Here is a 15,933-nt window from a genome sequence, read left to right on the forward strand (position 1 = left end):
TGGAGACGAGGATGCTCTTTACCGAAGGCTCCGTGGCCCTGGTAACAGGCGGGTCGCGCGGAATCGGGCGGGCTGTGGCGCTCGATCTGGCCAGGGAGGGCGCCCATGTCGTGGTCAACTACCTGCGGGCCGAACAGGACGCCAAAGACGTCGTCACCCAGATCGAGGAGGCGGGCGGCAGCGCGACGGCGGTCCAGGCGGACGTCACCGACGAGGGGGCGGTCCAGCAGCTCTTCCGCAACCTGCGGTCCGACTTCGGCCGGCTGGACGTGCTGGTGACCAGTGCCGGGATCACCCGCGACCGGCATCTCGTCGCCATGAGCCTCGCCCAGTTCCGCGAGCCGATGGACGTCAACGTCACCGGTACCTTCCTCAGCTGCAGGGAGGCTCTTCGGATCATGCAGCACCAGCGCCGCGGCTCGATCGTGACGCTGTCCTCGGTCAGCGGGCTCGACGGTGGTTTCCCCGGCCAGACGAACTACGTGGCCTCCAAGGGGGCGATCATCGCCTTCAGCAAGGCCCTGTCCTACGAAGCGGCACCGCACGGCGTCCGGGTCAACGTGGTGGCCCCCGGATTCGTCGCCACCGACATGACCCGCAGCGTGCCGGCCCAGATCAGGAAGCAGTACGAGTCCCGTATCCGGCTGGGCCGCATGGGGCGGCCCGAGGAGATCGCGTCGATCGTGAGCTTCCTCGCCTCGGAGAAGGCGTCGTACGTCACCGGCGAGGTGATGGTCGCCCACGGCGGCGGCCTGGGATGAGCCTGTCATCCACAGCACGATCCTCGACAGCACGAGCACGGAGGAAAGATGACCATCGACGAGCTGCGCACAAGGGCTGCCCAGCGTCAGCAGGCGTGTAGCCAGATCAAGAAGATGATCGTGTCCAGGCTGGATCTGGAGATCGAGCCGAACTGGATCACCGACGATCAGCCCCTGTTCGGCCGCGGTCTGGAGCTGGACAGCCTGGACATCCTGGAGCTGTACGTCGCCATCGAGGCGGAGTTCGGGGTGGCCCTCTACGACAGCGAGATGGCCGTCTTCGGCTCGGTGTCCCGGCTCGCCGAGACGATCAACCCCGACCTGCGAGCGGCAGCCGCGGTATGACCGTTGCCCAGTCGTCACGGGAATCGCTCAGCCTGAACAACGACCAGATCAGGGAGCTGATCCCGCATCGCTGGCCGATGCTGCTGCTCGACCGCGTCGACAAGGTCGAGCCGGGCGTCAAAGGCACGGCGATCAAGAATGTCACCGGGACCGAGATCTGGTTCCAGGGGCATTTCCCCGACGAGGCGATCCTGCCGGGCGTCGTGGTCATCGAGGCGATGGCCCAGCTCGCCGGGGTGGTCTTCTCGCTCACCGGAACAAGCAAGATCAGTTACTTGGCGGGGGTCAGGTCGATGCGCTTCCGCCGCAGGATCGTCCCCGGTGACCAGCTGGTCCTGACCGCGGAGCGAAGCGCGGGCGGCAGAGGCTTCGGGGAGTACCGGGTCTCGGCGCGAGTGGACGGAAACGTCGCCGCCGAGGGAATCATCACGATCGCCGACCCGGCGGCCGGCAGCACTCATGGAGAGGTGTGAGGAATGGATTCCGTGCTTGCGAACGCGCATCCGGAGGAGACCGTCTTCGGACAGGTGCGGGACGCGACGGTTCCGCTGCGCTTCTCGACGCCGGCCGAGGAGTACAAGGCCATCAGGGAGCGGGCCGCGCTGCTCGACCTGAGCGGGCTCGGCCTGATCGAGATCAGCGGTGACGGCGCCGTCGACTTCGCGCAGCGGGTCCTCGCCCGCGACGTCGAGTACCTGACCTCCGAGCGCTGCATGATGAGCCTCGTCCTGGACGAGTCGGGGCAGATCGTCGACCAGGTGGTCGTGTGGGGCCGGGAGAACGGGATGTTCCTGGAGAGCTCCTGCGGCACCGGACAGCGCCTGCTCGAACACCTGCAGAAGCACAACGACGAGGGAGTCGACATCGTCGACCGCTCCGGCGAGCTGACGATCCTGGGCCTGGAGGGCCCCTACGCCTGGGGCGTGGTGGGCCGGCTGATCGACAGCGAGCTGGCCTCACTGCCGTTCGAGGCGGTGGCGGACACGACCTGGAACGGCGTGGACATCGTGTTCGGGCGGACCGGGTTCACCAGCGAGTACGGCTACCAGATGATCGTGCCCACCGAGTCGGCCGCCGAGCTGTGGAGGCAGTCGCTGGAACAGGCGGTGCCCGCCGGTCACGAGGTGCTGGAGATCGCCATGCTGGAGGTCCGGCAGCCGGTGATCCGTCACGAGGTGACCGACGGGGCCACCATCATCGAGAGCGGCGCCAACTGGCTCGTCGACATCACCAAGGAGTCGTTCATCGGCAGGGAGGCGGTGCTGGAGGCGTTCAACGGCCCCACCGGCCGCAGGACCCTCGGCTTCAGCGGTGGCGCGTCGGTCCCCGAGCCGGGCACCCGGGTGCTGGCCGCCGGTCAGGACATCGGCGAGGTGGTGTACGCGGTGCACAGCCTCGGGCTGGACGCCCCGCTCGGCCTGATCAGGGTGGACGCGGAGTTCGCCGCGGCGGGCCTGCGGCTCACCGTCGGCGACGCCGAGGTCACCACGCTGACCAGCCCCTACATCACACCCAAGAGCTGGAGCATCCCGATCATCTGATCGGTCGATCGCCGGAGAAGGAGTAAGCATGGCGTCGCGCCCCGTCGTCATCACCGGTCTGGGTGTCATCTGCGCCATCGGCCGGGACCCGACAGAGTTCTGGCTGCGGCTCATGTCCGGCCAGGGTGGTGTCACCCCGGTCGACGACGAGGCGTTCGCCGTGTTCACCGCCAGGTACGCGGGCCAGGTCCCCGCCGGGTGGATCGCCGAGCAGCTCGCGGACGCCGACGCGGACCTGGACCGCACCGCCCAGCTGGCCCTCATCGCGGCACGTCAGGCCGTCGGTCAGGCCGGCCTGTCGGCGGACGACGTCGAGGCCGACCGGTTCGGGCTGGTACTCGGCAAGTGCCAGGCGACCCCCGACGCGGCGGGCCGCTACCAGCCCATGCACCGCACCGGCGACGTGGTGGCCGGGCGGCTGGGCATGCGCGGGCCGCGCATCCTGGTGTCGACGGCGTGCGCGGCCGGTGGCAACGCCGTCGGCCTCGCGAAGGACAAGATCCTCACCGGCGAGGCCGACGTGGTGCTGGCCGGTGGCGTCGACCCGCTGCTCTTCGGCACCTACGCCGGGTTCGCCGGGCTGCAGGCGCTCAGCACCGGCCCCTGCGCGCCCTACAGCCGCTCCGACGGTCTCAACCTCGGCGAGGGCGCGGCCTTCCTGCTGCTCGAACCGCTGGACCGGGCGCTGGCCAGGGGGGCGACCCCGCTGGCCGAGGTCGCCGGGTACGGGCTGTCCGCGGACGCCTACCACGCGACCGCGCCCGACCCCACCGGGCGAGGCGGCGCGAGCGCGGTACGCCGGGCGCTGGCCGACGCGGGCATGAGCACCGACGACGTGAGTTACGTCAGCGGTCACGGCACCGGGACGCCGGCCAACGACGCGATGGAGGCCAAGGTGATGCGGGCGGTCTTCGGCGACCGCGCGCCGCGGGTGCCCACCAGCAGCATCAAGTCCTTCGTCGGCCACACCCTGGGCGCGGCCGGCGCGGTCGAGGCGGTCGCCAGCGTGCTGGCGCTCCAGCACGGCATGGCGCCGCCGACCATCGGCTTCGACACCGACTCCGTGACGGATCTGGACTTCGTGCCCAACGTGGCCAGGCGGATGCCGATCGAGACCGTGGTGTCCAACAACTACGCCTTCGGCGGCAACAACGTCGCGCTCGCGCTGACCGTCCCGGGCGGCGAGCGCGAGTACGAGGAGTTCCCCGACCGGCCGGTCGTGATCAGCGGCCTGGGCCCGGTCAGCGGGCTGGGCACCGGGATCGCCGAGTTGGCCGAGGCCATCGCGGAAGGCCGCCAGGCCGTCGGCCGGTCGCCTTCGCTGGAGGGCAGGACGTTCGCGCCCCGCTCGCTCTGGCGGCACATGAACCACCTGTCCAGGATGGCGATCGCGGCCTCCCGGCTGGCCTGGGAGGACGCCGGGATCAAGCTGCCCAGGGCGGCGCTGGACAACGTCGGGCTGATCTTCGCGACCGCGGCGGGCTCGGTGGAGAGCACCGGAGGCTTCGACGAGAGCGTCGCGGTCGATCCGAACAAGCCGGCGGTGCTGAGCTTCTCCAACGTCGTGCTGAACGCCACCGGCGGCGCGGTCTGCCAGACCCTCGGGCTGCGCGGCCCGACCACCACGATCTGCAACGGCGAGGCCTCGGCCTCGATCGCGCTGGACTGCGCCGTCGAGATGATCAGAGCGGGCAAGGCGGACGTGGTACTGGTGGTGGCGGCGGACGAGGCCACGGCCACCGCGGCGGCGGGTACGACGATCACCCCTTATGACCGCGACCGCACCGGTGAGGCTCCCGGATCCGCGGCCGTGGCCATCCTGGTGGAGTCGGCGGAGCACTGCGCCGAACGCGGCGGACGTGCCTACGCGCGGATCCTGGGCACCGGCCACGCCGGTACCGCGGAGCAGGACGAGCGGGAGTCGATCAGGCGCAGCCTGGCGGGCCTGCCCGCCGAAGGGGCCGGCCTGGTCGTCGGCGCGGGCACCGGCGGCCGCTACGACGCCGACGAGGCGTCGGTGCTGCTGGAGCTGGTGCCGGACGGTCTGCTCACCACCTCGGTCGGGCAGACCGGTGACTGCCAGGCGGCATCGGGCGCGATGAACCTCGCCGTGGCGGCCCTGGCGATCCGCGACGGGATCGCCCCCGCGCTGCACGGCCTTGAGCGGCCGTACGCGGGCGAGGTGGAGTCCTACGTCAGGAAGCCTCACCTGTCGGAGGCGGTCGGTCAGGCGCTGGTGCTGACCGCGGCGGCCGGATCGGTGCGCGGAGCCGTCCTGCTGGGGGCGATGGCATGAGACCGGACCAGGAGGCCGGCACGCCGTTCGACGTCCTGGAGACCGATCGGCTGCTGACCACCACCCGGTCCGTCCGGCGGCGGCTCGACCTCGACCGGCCGGTGCCGCGCGAGGTCGTGGAGGAGGCCCTGGAGGTCGCCGTCCAGGCCCCGACCGCCAACAACCAGCAGCACTGGCGCTGGCTGGTGATCAGCGATCCCGGCGTCAAGGAAAAGATCGCCGAGATGATGCGGGTCTCCTGGAACTTTCACCGCAACGACGTCTGGACCAGTGCCGGCAGAAGAAGGAACACCCCGGAGGCCAGGCGGAACAACGACTCGGTGGTCGCGCTGGCCGAGGGGATCGCGCGGGTGCCCGTCCTGGTCATCCCCTGCGTGCTCGGCCGCCCGCCGGACATCGGAGCCATCGACGCCGAGTGGGAGCGGCGGATGGCGGCCAAGCCCGCGGACGACACCGGACACGCGGTCCGCCTCGGCGCCATGCGGGCGAGCACCTTCTACGGCTCGATCTTCCCGGCGATCTGGTCCTTCCAGCTGGCGCTGCGCAGCCGGGGCCTCGGCAGCACGATCACCTGCATGCACGTGCCCTTCGAACGGCAGGTGGGCGAACTGCTCAACATCCCGTCCGGGGTCACACAGGTGTGCATGGTGCCGGTCGCCTACACGATCGGTACCGACTTCCGGCCGGCGAAGCGGTACCGAGCCAAAGAACGCACTTACTGGGAGGGGTGGCAGGCATGACCGTTGAGTACGCCGACGTCGTCGTCGTCGGCGGCGGAATCGCGGGCGCGTCCGCGGCCAGCAAACTGGCCGCGGGCGGTCTGTCGGTCGTCTTGCTGGAGAAGCAGAAGGTCTACCAGGACCTGGTACGCGGCGAGTGGCTGGCACCCTGGGGCGTTCGGGAGGCACAGCTGCTCGGCGTCTCCGACTGCTTCGCGGCGGGCGGCGCCTGGGAGATCCGCGAGTGGATGACCTGGGACGAGGCGATTCCCGCGGACGAGGTCGAGGCCATCGACATGACCCGGTCGATGCCCGAGGTCGGCGGCCCGCAGTCGTTCCCGCACCACGCGGTCTGCGAGCTGATGGCCGCGCAGGCGGCCGACTACGGCGCCAGGCTGGTGATGGACGCGGCCAAGATCAAGGTCACCCCCGGCGTGGAGCCGAGGGTCACCTACCGGCACGACGGCACCGAGCACGAGATCAGGGCCAGGATGGTGCTCGGCGCCACCGGCAGGGTCGGCACCGTCGGCCGGCAGATCGGCGTCTCGATGAGCGGCTCCGTACACCACTGGGGCGGCGGCATGATGGTCGAGGGGCTGGACGACTGGCCCTCCGACGTGCAGGCGATGGGCACCGAGGGCGACGTCATGTTCATGGTGTTCCCGCAGGGCTTCGGCCGGGCGCGGCTCTACCTCAACCTCGCGACCGGCACCCAGCACCGCTACCGCGGACCCGACGCGGTGCGGAACTTCCTGAACGCCTTCGAGCTCAACTGCCTGCCCGACCGGGGCAAGGCGGTGACCCAGGCGATCCCCGTCGGGCCGCTGGCGGTCTGGCCGTCGATGACGCTCATCCCCGACGGGCCGCCGCTGACCGATGGGGTCGTGCTGATCGGCGACGAGGCGGGAAACGGCGACACCGTACTGGGCACCGGCCTGTCGTGCAGCATGCGCGACGCCAGGACCGTCGCCGACATCCTGCTGGAGAGCGACGACTGGTCGGTGGGGGCCTTCGACCCCTACCTGAAGGAGCGCAAGGCGCGGATGGACCGCCTGAACTTCGGCGCGGCCATCATCAGCAAGCTGTACGCGGAGTTCGGGCCCGAGGCCACCGAGCGGCGCAGGCGCGCCCGCCGGTTGATGTCGCAGAACGTCGCACTGCAGGTGACGGGGCTTTTGAACATGGTGCCCCCGGAGGATGTGCCGGAGTTCGGCTTCAGTGAGTTCTTCGCCGAACGGCTGTTTAGGGAGACCGCATGAGCATGGAATCGTTGGTCAACAGGACGCTGCACGTCAACGGCGTCGACATCGCGTTCGTCGACCAGGGCGAGGGCGATCCGGTGGTCCTGCTGCACGGATTCCCGGACTCCTCCTACCTGTGGCGCCACCAGATCCCGGCGCTGGTCGAGGCGGGCTTCCGGGTCATCGCCCCGGACCTGAGAGGGTTCGGCGAGTCCGGCAAGCCGCAGGAGATCGAAGCCTACGACATGCAGACGATCGTCAACGACGTCGTCGAACTGACCCTGGCACTGGGCATCCGCAAGGCGCACCTGGTCGGTCACGACTGGGGTGCGGCCATCGCGTGGATGTACTCGTTCCTGATGCCCCGCAGGGTCGACCACCTGGCCGTGCTGTCGGTCGGCCACCCGGGGGTGTTCTCCACCCCGACGCTGGAGCAGCGGGCGGCCTCCTGGTACATGCTCTTCTACCAGTTCCCCGGGGTGAGCGAGACGCTGCTGCGCCGCAACGGGTGGCGGCTGTTCAAGCAGATCATGGGGCGCGAGGGCGACCACACCCGCTACCTGCGCGACCTGGCCCGCCCCGGCGCGCTCACCGCCGGTCTGAACTGGTACCGGGCCAACCGCTCGCCGGAGTCCGAACTCCGTCCCGAGCGGCCCTTCCCGCCGGTGCTCGCCCCCACGCTGGGCATCTGGTCGGCCGGTGACAAGGCCATGATGGAGGAGGGCATGACCGGCTCCGCCAAGTACGTCAAGGGCCCCTGGCGCTACGAGCGGATCGAGGACGCCAGTCACTGGATCCCCCTCGACGCCCCCGAGCAGGTCAACAAGCTGCTGATCGGTTTCCTGGGCACCGAGAAACCGGCCGAGGCGGCCAACCGCCGCAGGCGGCGGCTCTAGCCGGGGGACAGGGGGATCTCATGCTCGGGTTCCTGTTTCCAGGACAGGGCACCGTCCGCGTCGGCATGGGCGCCTGGCTGCGCCGCAAGCCGGTGGCCGCAGAGGTGTTCGCCCAGGCGGACGAGCTGTTCGGGCAGCCGATCTCGCCGCTCTGCGCCAAGGGGCCGCTGGAGCGTCTGGTCGCCACCGAGCACGCCCAGCGGGCGGTGACCGTGTGCAACCTGGCGGCGCTGGCCGTGCTGCGCGCCGACGGGCACGAACCCGGCCTGGTCGCGGGGCACAGCGTCGGCGAGCTCAGCGCGCTGTACGCGGCGGGCGTGCTCGACCTGGCGGGCACGCTCCGGCTGGTGGAGATCCGTTCCCGGCTGATGGCCGAGGTCGGGGTGACGGGCGGGATGAGCGCGGTCATGGGGCTGGCGGTCGAGGAGGTCGAGGCGCTGGTCGCCGAGGCCGCCACCGCGGACGAGCCGCTCGTCGTGGGCCTGGAGAACGCGCCGGGCCACGTGGTGGTCTCCGGTGCCCTGCCCGCGATCGAGCGGCTGGGCAAGCTGGCGAGCGACGCCCGCAAGATCGTGCCGCTCCAGGTCAGCAACGCCTTCCACTCCCCGCTGATGGCCCCGGCGGTACCCGGCTGGCGGGAGGTGGTGCGCGCCGCGCCGATGGCGCCGCCCCGCGTCCCGGTCGTGCCCAACGTCACCGCCGAACCCACCGTGGATCTGGACGTGATCAGGGAGGCGCTGATCATCCAGCTCACCGAGCGGGTGCGGTGGACCGAGACGGCGCTGCGGACCACCACGACCACGCTCTGTGTCGAGGTGGGCGACAGCAAGGTGCTCGCCGGGCTGTCGCGCGGCGTCGGCGCCCGCTGCCTGAGCATGAGCGATCCCGGCACGCCGCGGCGGCTGGCCCAGGAGCGGGGCGCGTGAGCCGGTGGGGCTGCGCCATGGTCTCCTTCGCCGGACTCTCCCGGCCGAAGGAGCTCCTCGGCGAGATGCGGCTGGAGCAGGTCTACACCCGCCCGGAGCGTCTGCGGTCGGGCACGGGCCGCACCCTCCAGCACTGGGCGGGCCGCCTCGCGGCCAAGCGGGCGGTGCTGCGCCTGCTGGACGTAGCGGAGACCGCCGAGCATCTCGGCCAGGCGGAGGTGCTGCCCCGGCCCACCCCGATGTGCTCCCGGAGCGCGGTCTGCCTGCACGGGCACCCGCCCGGCGTACGGCTGAGCGGTGCCCTCGCCGACGCGGCGGGCGACAGGGAGCGGATCCGGATATCCATCAGTCACACCGCCGCCTGCGCGCTGGCGGTCGCGCTGGTCTCGGCGCGGCTCCCCGAAGACGACCACCTCGATGGGGTTCGACGATGAGATCCGACGGTGAGGCCTGACATGGACATGCGACAGATCGCGGAAAGCCACCTGAAGGCCTGGCAGAGCGGGGACGCCGTGGCCGTGGCCGCGTCGGTGGACGCCTTCGACGATCCGGACACGGCGGGCCCGCTGAGCGGGGACGCGCTGGCCGCCCACGCGGGCGAGGTGCTGGCCCGGTTCGGCAACCTGCGCCTCCACGTCGAGCACCTGGCCGCCACCGAGGAGTTCGCCGTGGTCTCCTGGACGCTGGAGGCCGACCACCGCGCCCCCTACCTGGCCATGCCCGCCGTCGGCGGGCCCGTCCGCGTCACCGGGACCGACCTGCTGGTCAGGGACGGCGAGACGGTGCGCGTCCAGCGGTGCTTCGACCGGCTGGCCGTCGCCGCCGCGCTGGGATTCGAGGCGAGGTTCGTGCCCGAGGCCGACGAGGAGCGGGAGTTCGGGGTGAGCACGCGGACCACCCTGGGACGCACCGCGCGTCCCGGCGCCCTGGCGCTGACCTGGCTGGAGGTCGACGACGGCGCGCAGGCGGCCGAGGTCGACCTGCTCAGCGTGGAGGTCGTCAAGGCGCTGCGCGCCTCGAAGGGATTCCTCGGCGCCTCGACCTTCGACATCGGCAGACGCAAGTTCACCCTGAGCGCCTTCGACCGCCCGGAGTCCGTCCGCGCCGTACACGGCCGGCCCCACCAGCGGGCGATGCGGCGCTTCTTCAAGGGCGGACTGTGCACCCGGGCGCTCACCAGCATCTGGTTACCGGCCATGGTCCGCGAATACGCTCGCTGTCCCGACTGCGAGACCGTCTTCTCCACGGACGAGGGTGCGTCCTGCGGCTGTGGCTGGATTCCCGAGCGCGAATCCCTATTGTGACTGGAGTGCAATCTTGTCCACCCCCTCTCCCTGGTCCCCCCTCACCGCCGAGCATCGGCTCGACGACGGTGACCGGCCAACCGTGGTGTTCATGTCCGCCCTGTTCGCCGGAGGCTGGATCTGGGATCACCCCTACCGGCGGCTGGAGAGCGCCGGCTGGCCGGTGCTCCGTACCAACGAGCCCATCTGCGCGCTCGACAGCAAGATCGTCGGTTCGATCGAACGGCTCGGCGACCTGCTGCTCGAGGTCTGTGACGCCGCGGGGGTCGGGGACGCCATCATCTGCGCCAACTCCCTCGGCGGTCTGGTCGCGATCGACCTGGCGGGCCGCTTTCCCGAGCGGGTCCGCGGCATCGTGGTGAGCGGGGCCCCCGGCCTCACCCCCGACCCCGACGTCGGCCTGAGCTTCGACCGCAGGGCGAGCGTGCAGCCCGCGGGCGAGGAGTTCCGTGACCGCATGCTGAGCGCCCTGTTCCACGGCGAGCCGCTCTTCACCGAGGAGCAGCTGGAGGCGACCGCCACCCTGCTGCGGCACCCGCCCGCGATGGTGAGCATGGCCCGCAGCATCAAGGCCACCCGCGTCTACAAGGTGCTGCCGGCCATGGACAAGGTGACCTGCCCCTCGATGTACGTGTGGGGGGAGCACGACCGGATGACCCCGGCCGGCGCCTGGGTGCAGGCCCTGGCGGGCTACCCGCAGTACGAGATGGTCCTGGTCGGGGAGTGCGGGCACATCCCGATGATCGAGCGCGCCGACGAGTACTCGGCCTGCCTCGACCGGTTCCTGGCACCCTTCGCCGAGGCGGCCGGGGTGTCCGCGTGACCCGCTCGGCGGTCCTGGTGGGCGTGGACATCGTGGAGACGGACCGGATCGCCAGGACCGTCTCCGACGGCGGCGCCGCCTACGGCAGGCGGGTCACCACGCCCGCCGAGCGGGAACTGCACGCCGGCTCGCCTCTCGCGGACGCCGCCTCGTTCGCGGTCAAGGAGAGCTTCATCAAGGCGGTGGGCGGCCGGCCGGCCGGATTCGACTGGCACGACTTCGAGGAGCGGGGCGAGGAGCAGGAGTGGGCCACCCCGCTGCTCGCCGAGGCGGCGTCGGCCCTGGGCGCGTCCACCGAGCTGACACTGACCACGGGCGCGTCGTACACCGTCAGGGGCGCCAGCCGCCGCGCCGCCCTGGCCCGGCTGGCGCCGCGGGAGAATGACGCCCCGGTGGCCGGCGCGGCCCGGTGGGGCCTGAGCGCGGGACTGCTCGTCGCGCTGGCGATAGTGACCGTCGATTCCAAGGGAGCATTGTGATGTCGCTTGTCCAGGCGGAGGGGGAGACCTTCGTCAAGCCCGGAGAGTCGATCCAGCGAGCGCTCGACGAGGCGGGGCCGGGAGCGACCATCCGCCTCACCGAGGGGACCTACGCCGAGAGCCTGTGGATCAGGCACAGCGGGGTCACCCTGGTCGGTGAGGGACCGCGGCTGACCAGGCTGGTCCCCGGCGCGGCGGCGGAGGTGGGCATCCCGCAGCTGCACGACGCGTCGGAGGACGTGGCCAGCGGTGTCAGCGTGCACGGTGACGGCATCCGCGACGTCACCGTACGCGGGCTGGCGGTGAGCGGCTTCTCCGGCTCAGGCGTCTACGCGCACACGGTCCAGGGGCTCGTCGTCGAGGACGTCGAGGCGCGGGACAACGACTTCTGGGGCATCTACGTCCGCGAGTCCAGCGGCGTCGAGGTGCTGCGCTGCCGGGCCTCGGGGAGCCAGTACGCGGGCATCGCGCTGAGCTTCTGCCCCGAGGCGAACGCGCTGGTCGCGGAGAACGAGACCTCCGCCAACGCTTTCGGGATCTTCGTCGACAACTCCTCGAAGGCGCGGATGCTGCGCAACACCTGCCACGGCAACTCCGCCGGGCTGCTCCTGCTCAACCAGACCTACGAGGGCGAGCTGCCGGGCGGGGTGAACGACTGCCTGGTGGCGGAGAACGAGCTCCGCGGCAACGGGCTCCTCAGCGGGGAGGGCAACCCGAACGGCCTCGGCGAGGCGGGTCCGCCGATCTCCGGGGTGGGCCTCGCGCTGATCGGTGTCCACCGCGCCACCGTGGTGGGAAACCGGATCCACGACAACCACCCGAGCGGCCCCTCGGTCATGGGCGGGGCGTTGGTACTGGGATCGTCCAAGGACTGGGGGGGCGACGAGTCCCTGGACAACCACATCTCCTGGAACCGGATCACCGGCAACACCCCGCTCGACGTCCAGGTCGACGCCGACTTCACCCGGCAGGGTTTCGCCAACAACGTGGCGAACGCCACCGCGCCCGACACGATCGAGGGCTGCGCCGCCGAGGAAACCCGATGACGGCCACCCTGAGCTGTACGGGGCTGAGCAAGAGGTACGGCGACATCCTCGCCGTGCAGGACGTCGGCTTCTTCATCGAGAAGGGGGAGGCCTACGGCCTGCTCGGCCCCAACGGGGCGGGCAAGACCACCGCGATCTCCATGCTGGTGGGCCTGCTGCAGCCGGACGCGGGGAGCGTACAGGTCTGTGGCCACGATCTCGCGGCCGATCCGATCGCGGCGAAGGCGAAGATCGGTTACGTCCCGCAGGAGATCGCGCTCTACCCCGACCTGACCGCCAGGGAGAACCTGCGCTTCTTCGGCAGGCTCTACGGGCTGCCCAGGCGGGAGCTGGCGAAACGGATCGACGAGGTGCTCGACTTCGTCGGCCTGTCCGACCGGGCGGACGGAAAGATCGACACCTACTCGGGCGGGATGAAGCGCCGGATCAACATCGGCGCGGCCCTGCTGCACCGGCCGCAGGTGCTCATCCTGGACGAGCCGACGGTCGGGGTGGACCCGCAGAGCCGCAAGGCCATCCTGGACGGGGTCGAGCAACTCGTGGCCGACGGCATGAGCCTGCTGTACACCTCGCACTACATGGAGGAGGTCGAGCGGGTCTGCAAACGCGTCGGGATCATCGACCACGGCAGGGTCATCGCCGAGGGCACCCGCAAGGAACTCGTCTCCACCCTCGGTAGCGCGGACCGGGTCGAGCTCGTCCTCGACGGCGACCTCGACGTCGCGACCGAGAAGCTGCGCGCGGTGCAGGGGGTCACCGAGGCGGTGCGGGCGGGTACCTCGTCCATCCGGCTGATCGTCAACGAGGGAAGTCACCTGCTGCCCACCCTCATCGCCGCGGTGCAGGGCATCGCCGTCGTGACGGCCGTCGAGGTCATCGAACCCGACCTTGAGGCCGCGTTCCTGCACCTCACCGGCAACAAGCTGCGGGACTGACGATGCTGAGAGCTCTTTTCGTGGTGAGCCGTCTCGAACTGCGCGCCAGGTTCATGGACGGTACGGCGCTGCTGACCGCCCTGCTCGCCCCCATCGTGCTGGCCTCGCTGTTCGGGTTCGCCCTCGGCGGGGACGATCCGCCCCTGCGCGCCACCGTGGGCTTCGTCGATCTCGACGGCGGGGAGTTCCCCGCCAGCGTGCGCAAGGAGGTGCTGTCGGCCAAGGAACTCGACGGCATGCTGACCCTGCGCGACTTCACGACGGAGAAGGACGCGCAACAGACCCTCGACGACGAGGGCATCGGCGCGGCGATCGTGTTCCCCGCGGGGTTCAGCCAGGACGTCGGCGCCGGACGAGGGGGGAAGGTCACCGTGCTCACCTCCCCGGAGACGCCGCTGGCCGGGGTGGTCGCGAGCAGCATCGTCGACCGGATCTCCGCCCTGGTGGACGCCCGCACCCTCGCGGTCAAGGCGTCCCTGGACGCCGGCGTCTCCGCGGACAAGGTCAAGGAGTTCGTCGAGCGCAACGGCGCGAGCGGTCCGGCGCTGACCCTGGAGAGCGACCCCATGGCCGGCGGAAAGGTGGACCTGTCGGTCTACTACGGCTCCGGCATGGCCGCGCTCTTCGCCTTCTTCGTGGTGGGCACCTCGGTCAGGAGCCTGCTCACCGAGCGCAACCTCGGCACGCTCAACCGGATGCGCGCCGCACCCATCCGGCCGTGGATCCCGATCGTGGGCAAGGGGGTGGTCGGCTTCCTGCTGGCACTGGTCAGCGTCTGCGCCGTCTGGGCCTCCTCGGTGCTGCTGTTCGGATCCACCTGGGGTGATCCGCTCGCGGTGTTCGCGCTCTGGACCGCGCACGTGCTGGCCGCCGCCGCGATCACCATGCTGGTGGCCAGCAGGGCGAAGACCGACTCCCAGGCCGACGGGCTGATCATGGGCGTCTCCTTCGTCTTCGCGTTCCTGGGCGGCAGCCTGGTGCCGATGTACAACCTGCCGGACTTCCTGCAGAAGGTGGCGCTGTTCACCCCGAACGGCTGGACGTCGACGGGACTGACCGAGCTCGCCGGTGGCGGCGGAGGCCTGGCGACGGTCGCCGGCCCGATCGCCGCACTCTGCGGGATGGCACTCGCGGCCGGCGGCGTCGCCGCCTTCGGCTTCCGGAGAGGACTACTCGGTTGACTTCCTCCCCACGGCTGAAGCCGGGAGATTCCAGCCCTCACGGGATGGGTTTCCTGCTTCACCGGCAACCGCCCGCCCGGCTTGTGCCGTTTGGGTCCTACGTCGCCTCCACAGGCGTTTCACCTCTCCGCCAGCCCGGCGGCGAGGGTGTTGCCAGTCGTGCGGGCGGCTTGGTTATCGCCGCCGATGCGCACACGTTACTTGCCCGCGCGGCTCCGTGCTGTGTTTCCTCCACAGAGCTGAAGCCCGGGGTCTCCACGCTGAAAAGAGTCAGATGAGCCCGAGCCCCGTCAGAGCCCTGGTGGCGGCCAACCTGCGCCGTCACTCCCGTGACAAGGTGGGCCTGTTCTTCATGGTGGTCATGCCGTTCGTGACCATCCTCTTCGTCGGGATGGCCCTGGGCGGAAGCGCGACCGGACAGGATCGGATACCGATCGGGGTGGTCGCGCGGGACTCCGACCCGGTCGCGACGGCCGTACTGCGCCGGCTGGAGGCCAACCCCGACCTCGCGATCGAGCGGATGGACGCCGAGGAGCAGGTGCGGTCCGGCGTGCGGACCGGCGCCCTCGCCGCCGGTCTGCTGATCCCGCCCGGATCCACCGACCTGGAACTGGTCATGACCCAGACCAACGGCAGCGGCATGGCGGCACGAGGCATGATCGATGTCGCGGTCGGCAAGGTGGCCGCGGTGCTCGAAGCCGTGCGGGCGGCCGAGGCGGCGGGCGCGTCCCCGGCCGAGGCCGAGGCTCTGGTACGCAAGGCCCAGACGGAGTCGGCCCAGGTGGCGGTGAGCACCAGTGGCGCCGCGGAGAGCTCCACGCCCCGCGGATTCGCCTACACCGCACCCGCCAACGTGTTGCTGTTCACCTTCGTCAACTCCATGGCGGTCGCCGCGGCCCTGGCCGAGAGCCGCAGGCTGGGCATGATCCGCCGGTCCCTCGCCGGGCCGGTGCGGGAGCGCTCGGTGCTGCTCGGAGAGGTGCTGAGCAGGCTCGTCATCGCCGTCGCGCAGGCCTGCCTGATCATGGTGGTGAGCACGCTGATGTTCGACGTGTCGTGGGGGGACCCGCTGGGCGTCGCCGCGGTCGTCGGCTCGTTCTGCCTGGTGTCCACCGGCGCCGCGGTGCTGGTCGGCAGCCTGGTGCGGTCGCCCTCCCAGGCCCCCGCGATCGGGCCTCCGCTGGGCATCGTGCTCGGCATGCTGGGCGGCTGCCTGTGGCCGCGAGAGGTCGCGGGCGAGACCCTGAACATGATCGGCTACCTGGTCCCGCACGGCTGGGGGATGGACGCGCTGATCACACTGACCAAACCGGGCAAGGGGCTGGGCTCGGTCCTGGTCGAGGTGGCCGTACTGCTCGGGATGGCGGCGCTCCTGCTGGGCATCTCGCTCGTGGTGTTCCGCAAGCGCATGCGCACGTCCAACTGACCGAACGCGGCACT

17 protein-coding genes are annotated in these 15,933 nt (G+C 70.8%); all 17 read left to right on the top strand.

Features of this window, described 5'->3' with window-relative positions; translation table 11 throughout:
* The first annotated feature begins 11 nt into the window (after positions 1–11).
* On the top strand, positions 12–761 hold the full coding sequence (gene fabG / locus ACFFRH_RS00410) for a 3-oxoacyl-ACP reductase FabG (RefSeq protein ID WP_344745549.1): 750 nt from the start codon (positions 12–14) through the stop codon (positions 759–761).
* Positions 762–809: 48 nt separating this feature from the next.
* Complete coding sequence (locus ACFFRH_RS00415) at positions 810–1,106, top strand: acyl carrier protein (RefSeq protein ID WP_344745550.1); 297 nt, start codon at positions 810–812, stop codon at positions 1,104–1,106.
* Positions 1,103–1,579, top strand: coding sequence for a 3-hydroxyacyl-ACP dehydratase FabZ (gene fabZ, locus ACFFRH_RS00420; RefSeq protein ID WP_326637776.1), 477 nt, complete (start codon positions 1,103–1,105; stop codon positions 1,577–1,579). Before ACFFRH_RS00415 ends, fabZ begins: the two co-directional genes overlap by 4 nt.
* Positions 1,580–1,582: 3 nt before the next feature.
* Positions 1,583–2,647, top strand: a complete 1,065-nt coding sequence (locus ACFFRH_RS00425) for an aminomethyl transferase family protein (protein ID WP_344745551.1) — start codon at positions 1,583–1,585, stop codon at positions 2,645–2,647.
* A gap of 28 nt (positions 2,648–2,675) precedes the next feature.
* Entirely contained in the window at positions 2,676–4,943 is a 2,268-nt protein-coding gene (locus ACFFRH_RS00430; RefSeq protein WP_386153125.1) for a beta-ketoacyl synthase N-terminal-like domain-containing protein, read from the top strand.
* Complete coding sequence (locus ACFFRH_RS00435; protein ID WP_344745554.1) at positions 4,940–5,683, top strand: nitroreductase family protein; 744 nt, start codon at positions 4,940–4,942, stop codon at positions 5,681–5,683. Before ACFFRH_RS00430 ends, ACFFRH_RS00435 begins: the two co-directional genes overlap by 4 nt.
* A complete protein-coding gene (locus tag ACFFRH_RS00440; protein ID WP_386153129.1) occupies positions 5,680–6,921 on the top strand; it encodes an FAD-dependent oxidoreductase in 1,242 nt (413 codons plus the stop codon). The genes ACFFRH_RS00435 and ACFFRH_RS00440 overlap by 4 nt, the downstream gene beginning before the upstream one ends.
* A complete protein-coding gene (locus tag ACFFRH_RS00445; RefSeq protein ID WP_344745556.1) occupies positions 6,918–7,799 on the top strand; it encodes an alpha/beta fold hydrolase in 882 nt (293 codons plus the stop codon). Before ACFFRH_RS00440 ends, ACFFRH_RS00445 begins: the two co-directional genes overlap by 4 nt.
* A 20-nt stretch (positions 7,800–7,819) precedes the next feature.
* Entirely contained in the window at positions 7,820–8,725 is a 906-nt protein-coding gene (locus ACFFRH_RS00450) for an ACP S-malonyltransferase (protein WP_344745557.1), read from the top strand.
* Complete coding sequence (locus ACFFRH_RS00455; protein WP_344745558.1) at positions 8,722–9,159, top strand: holo-ACP synthase; 438 nt, start codon at positions 8,722–8,724, stop codon at positions 9,157–9,159. The genes ACFFRH_RS00450 and ACFFRH_RS00455 overlap by 4 nt, the downstream gene beginning before the upstream one ends.
* A 21-nt stretch (positions 9,160–9,180) precedes the next feature.
* Entirely contained in the window at positions 9,181–10,029 is an 849-nt protein-coding gene (locus tag ACFFRH_RS00460; RefSeq protein ID WP_344745559.1) for an ester cyclase, read from the top strand.
* Positions 10,030–10,042: 13 nt separating this feature from the next.
* Complete coding sequence (locus ACFFRH_RS00465; protein ID WP_344745560.1) at positions 10,043–10,852, top strand: alpha/beta fold hydrolase; 810 nt, start codon at positions 10,043–10,045, stop codon at positions 10,850–10,852.
* Complete coding sequence (locus ACFFRH_RS00470) at positions 10,849–11,331, top strand: 4'-phosphopantetheinyl transferase superfamily protein (protein ID WP_344745561.1); 483 nt, start codon at positions 10,849–10,851, stop codon at positions 11,329–11,331. The genes ACFFRH_RS00465 and ACFFRH_RS00470 overlap by 4 nt, the downstream gene beginning before the upstream one ends.
* Positions 11,331–12,377: a right-handed parallel beta-helix repeat-containing protein gene (locus ACFFRH_RS00475; protein ID WP_386153136.1), complete on the top strand. Its 1,047-nt coding sequence runs from the start codon at positions 11,331–11,333 to the stop codon at positions 12,375–12,377. The genes ACFFRH_RS00470 and ACFFRH_RS00475 overlap by 1 nt, the downstream gene beginning before the upstream one ends.
* Entirely contained in the window at positions 12,374–13,312 is a 939-nt protein-coding gene (locus ACFFRH_RS00480) for an ABC transporter ATP-binding protein (protein ID WP_386153138.1), read from the top strand. Before ACFFRH_RS00475 ends, ACFFRH_RS00480 begins: the two co-directional genes overlap by 4 nt.
* Positions 13,313–13,314: 2 nt before the next feature.
* Positions 13,315–14,493 carry an ABC transporter permease gene (locus ACFFRH_RS00485; RefSeq protein ID WP_386153141.1) on the top strand — a complete coding sequence of 393 codons (1,179 nt, stop codon included), beginning with the start codon at positions 13,315–13,317 and terminating at the stop codon, positions 14,491–14,493.
* A gap of 274 nt (positions 14,494–14,767) precedes the next feature.
* On the top strand, positions 14,768–15,919 hold the full coding sequence (locus tag ACFFRH_RS00490; protein WP_386153144.1) for an ABC transporter permease: 1,152 nt from the start codon (positions 14,768–14,770) through the stop codon (positions 15,917–15,919).
* Positions 15,920–15,933: the final 14 nt, after the last annotated feature.

This window comes from Streptosporangium vulgare, assembly GCF_042428775.1.
GTDB classification, from domain to species: domain Bacteria; phylum Actinomycetota; class Actinomycetes; order Streptosporangiales; family Streptosporangiaceae; genus Streptosporangium; species Streptosporangium vulgare.

What these genes read in the sequence shown, in the direction of transcription:
- fabG (WP_344745549.1), top strand. Translation starts at nt 12, where the DNA reads ATGCTCTTTACCGAAGGCTCCGTGGCCCTGGTAACAGGCGGGTCGCGC.
- ACFFRH_RS00415 (WP_344745550.1), top strand. Translation starts at nt 810, where the DNA reads ATGACCATCGACGAGCTGCGCACAAGGGCTGCCCAGCGTCAGCAGGCG.
- fabZ (WP_326637776.1), top strand. Translation starts at nt 1,103, where the DNA reads ATGACCGTTGCCCAGTCGTCACGGGAATCGCTCAGCCTGAACAACGAC.
- ACFFRH_RS00425 (WP_344745551.1), top strand. Translation starts at nt 1,583, where the DNA reads ATGGATTCCGTGCTTGCGAACGCGCATCCGGAGGAGACCGTCTTCGGA.
- ACFFRH_RS00430 (WP_386153125.1), top strand. Translation starts at nt 2,676, where the DNA reads ATGGCGTCGCGCCCCGTCGTCATCACCGGTCTGGGTGTCATCTGCGCC.
- ACFFRH_RS00435 (WP_344745554.1), top strand. Translation starts at nt 4,940, where the DNA reads ATGAGACCGGACCAGGAGGCCGGCACGCCGTTCGACGTCCTGGAGACC.
- ACFFRH_RS00440 (WP_386153129.1), top strand. Translation starts at nt 5,680, where the DNA reads ATGACCGTTGAGTACGCCGACGTCGTCGTCGTCGGCGGCGGAATCGCG.
- ACFFRH_RS00445 (WP_344745556.1), top strand. Translation starts at nt 6,918, where the DNA reads ATGAGCATGGAATCGTTGGTCAACAGGACGCTGCACGTCAACGGCGTC.
- ACFFRH_RS00450 (WP_344745557.1), top strand. Translation starts at nt 7,820, where the DNA reads ATGCTCGGGTTCCTGTTTCCAGGACAGGGCACCGTCCGCGTCGGCATG.
- ACFFRH_RS00460 (WP_344745559.1), top strand. Translation starts at nt 9,181, where the DNA reads ATGGACATGCGACAGATCGCGGAAAGCCACCTGAAGGCCTGGCAGAGC.
- ACFFRH_RS00475 (WP_386153136.1), top strand. Translation starts at nt 11,331, where the DNA reads ATGTCGCTTGTCCAGGCGGAGGGGGAGACCTTCGTCAAGCCCGGAGAG.
- ACFFRH_RS00480 (WP_386153138.1), top strand. Translation starts at nt 12,374, where the DNA reads ATGACGGCCACCCTGAGCTGTACGGGGCTGAGCAAGAGGTACGGCGAC.
- ACFFRH_RS00485 (WP_386153141.1), top strand. Translation starts at nt 13,315, where the DNA reads ATGCTGAGAGCTCTTTTCGTGGTGAGCCGTCTCGAACTGCGCGCCAGG.
- ACFFRH_RS00490 (WP_386153144.1), top strand. Translation starts at nt 14,768, where the DNA reads ATGAGCCCGAGCCCCGTCAGAGCCCTGGTGGCGGCCAACCTGCGCCGT.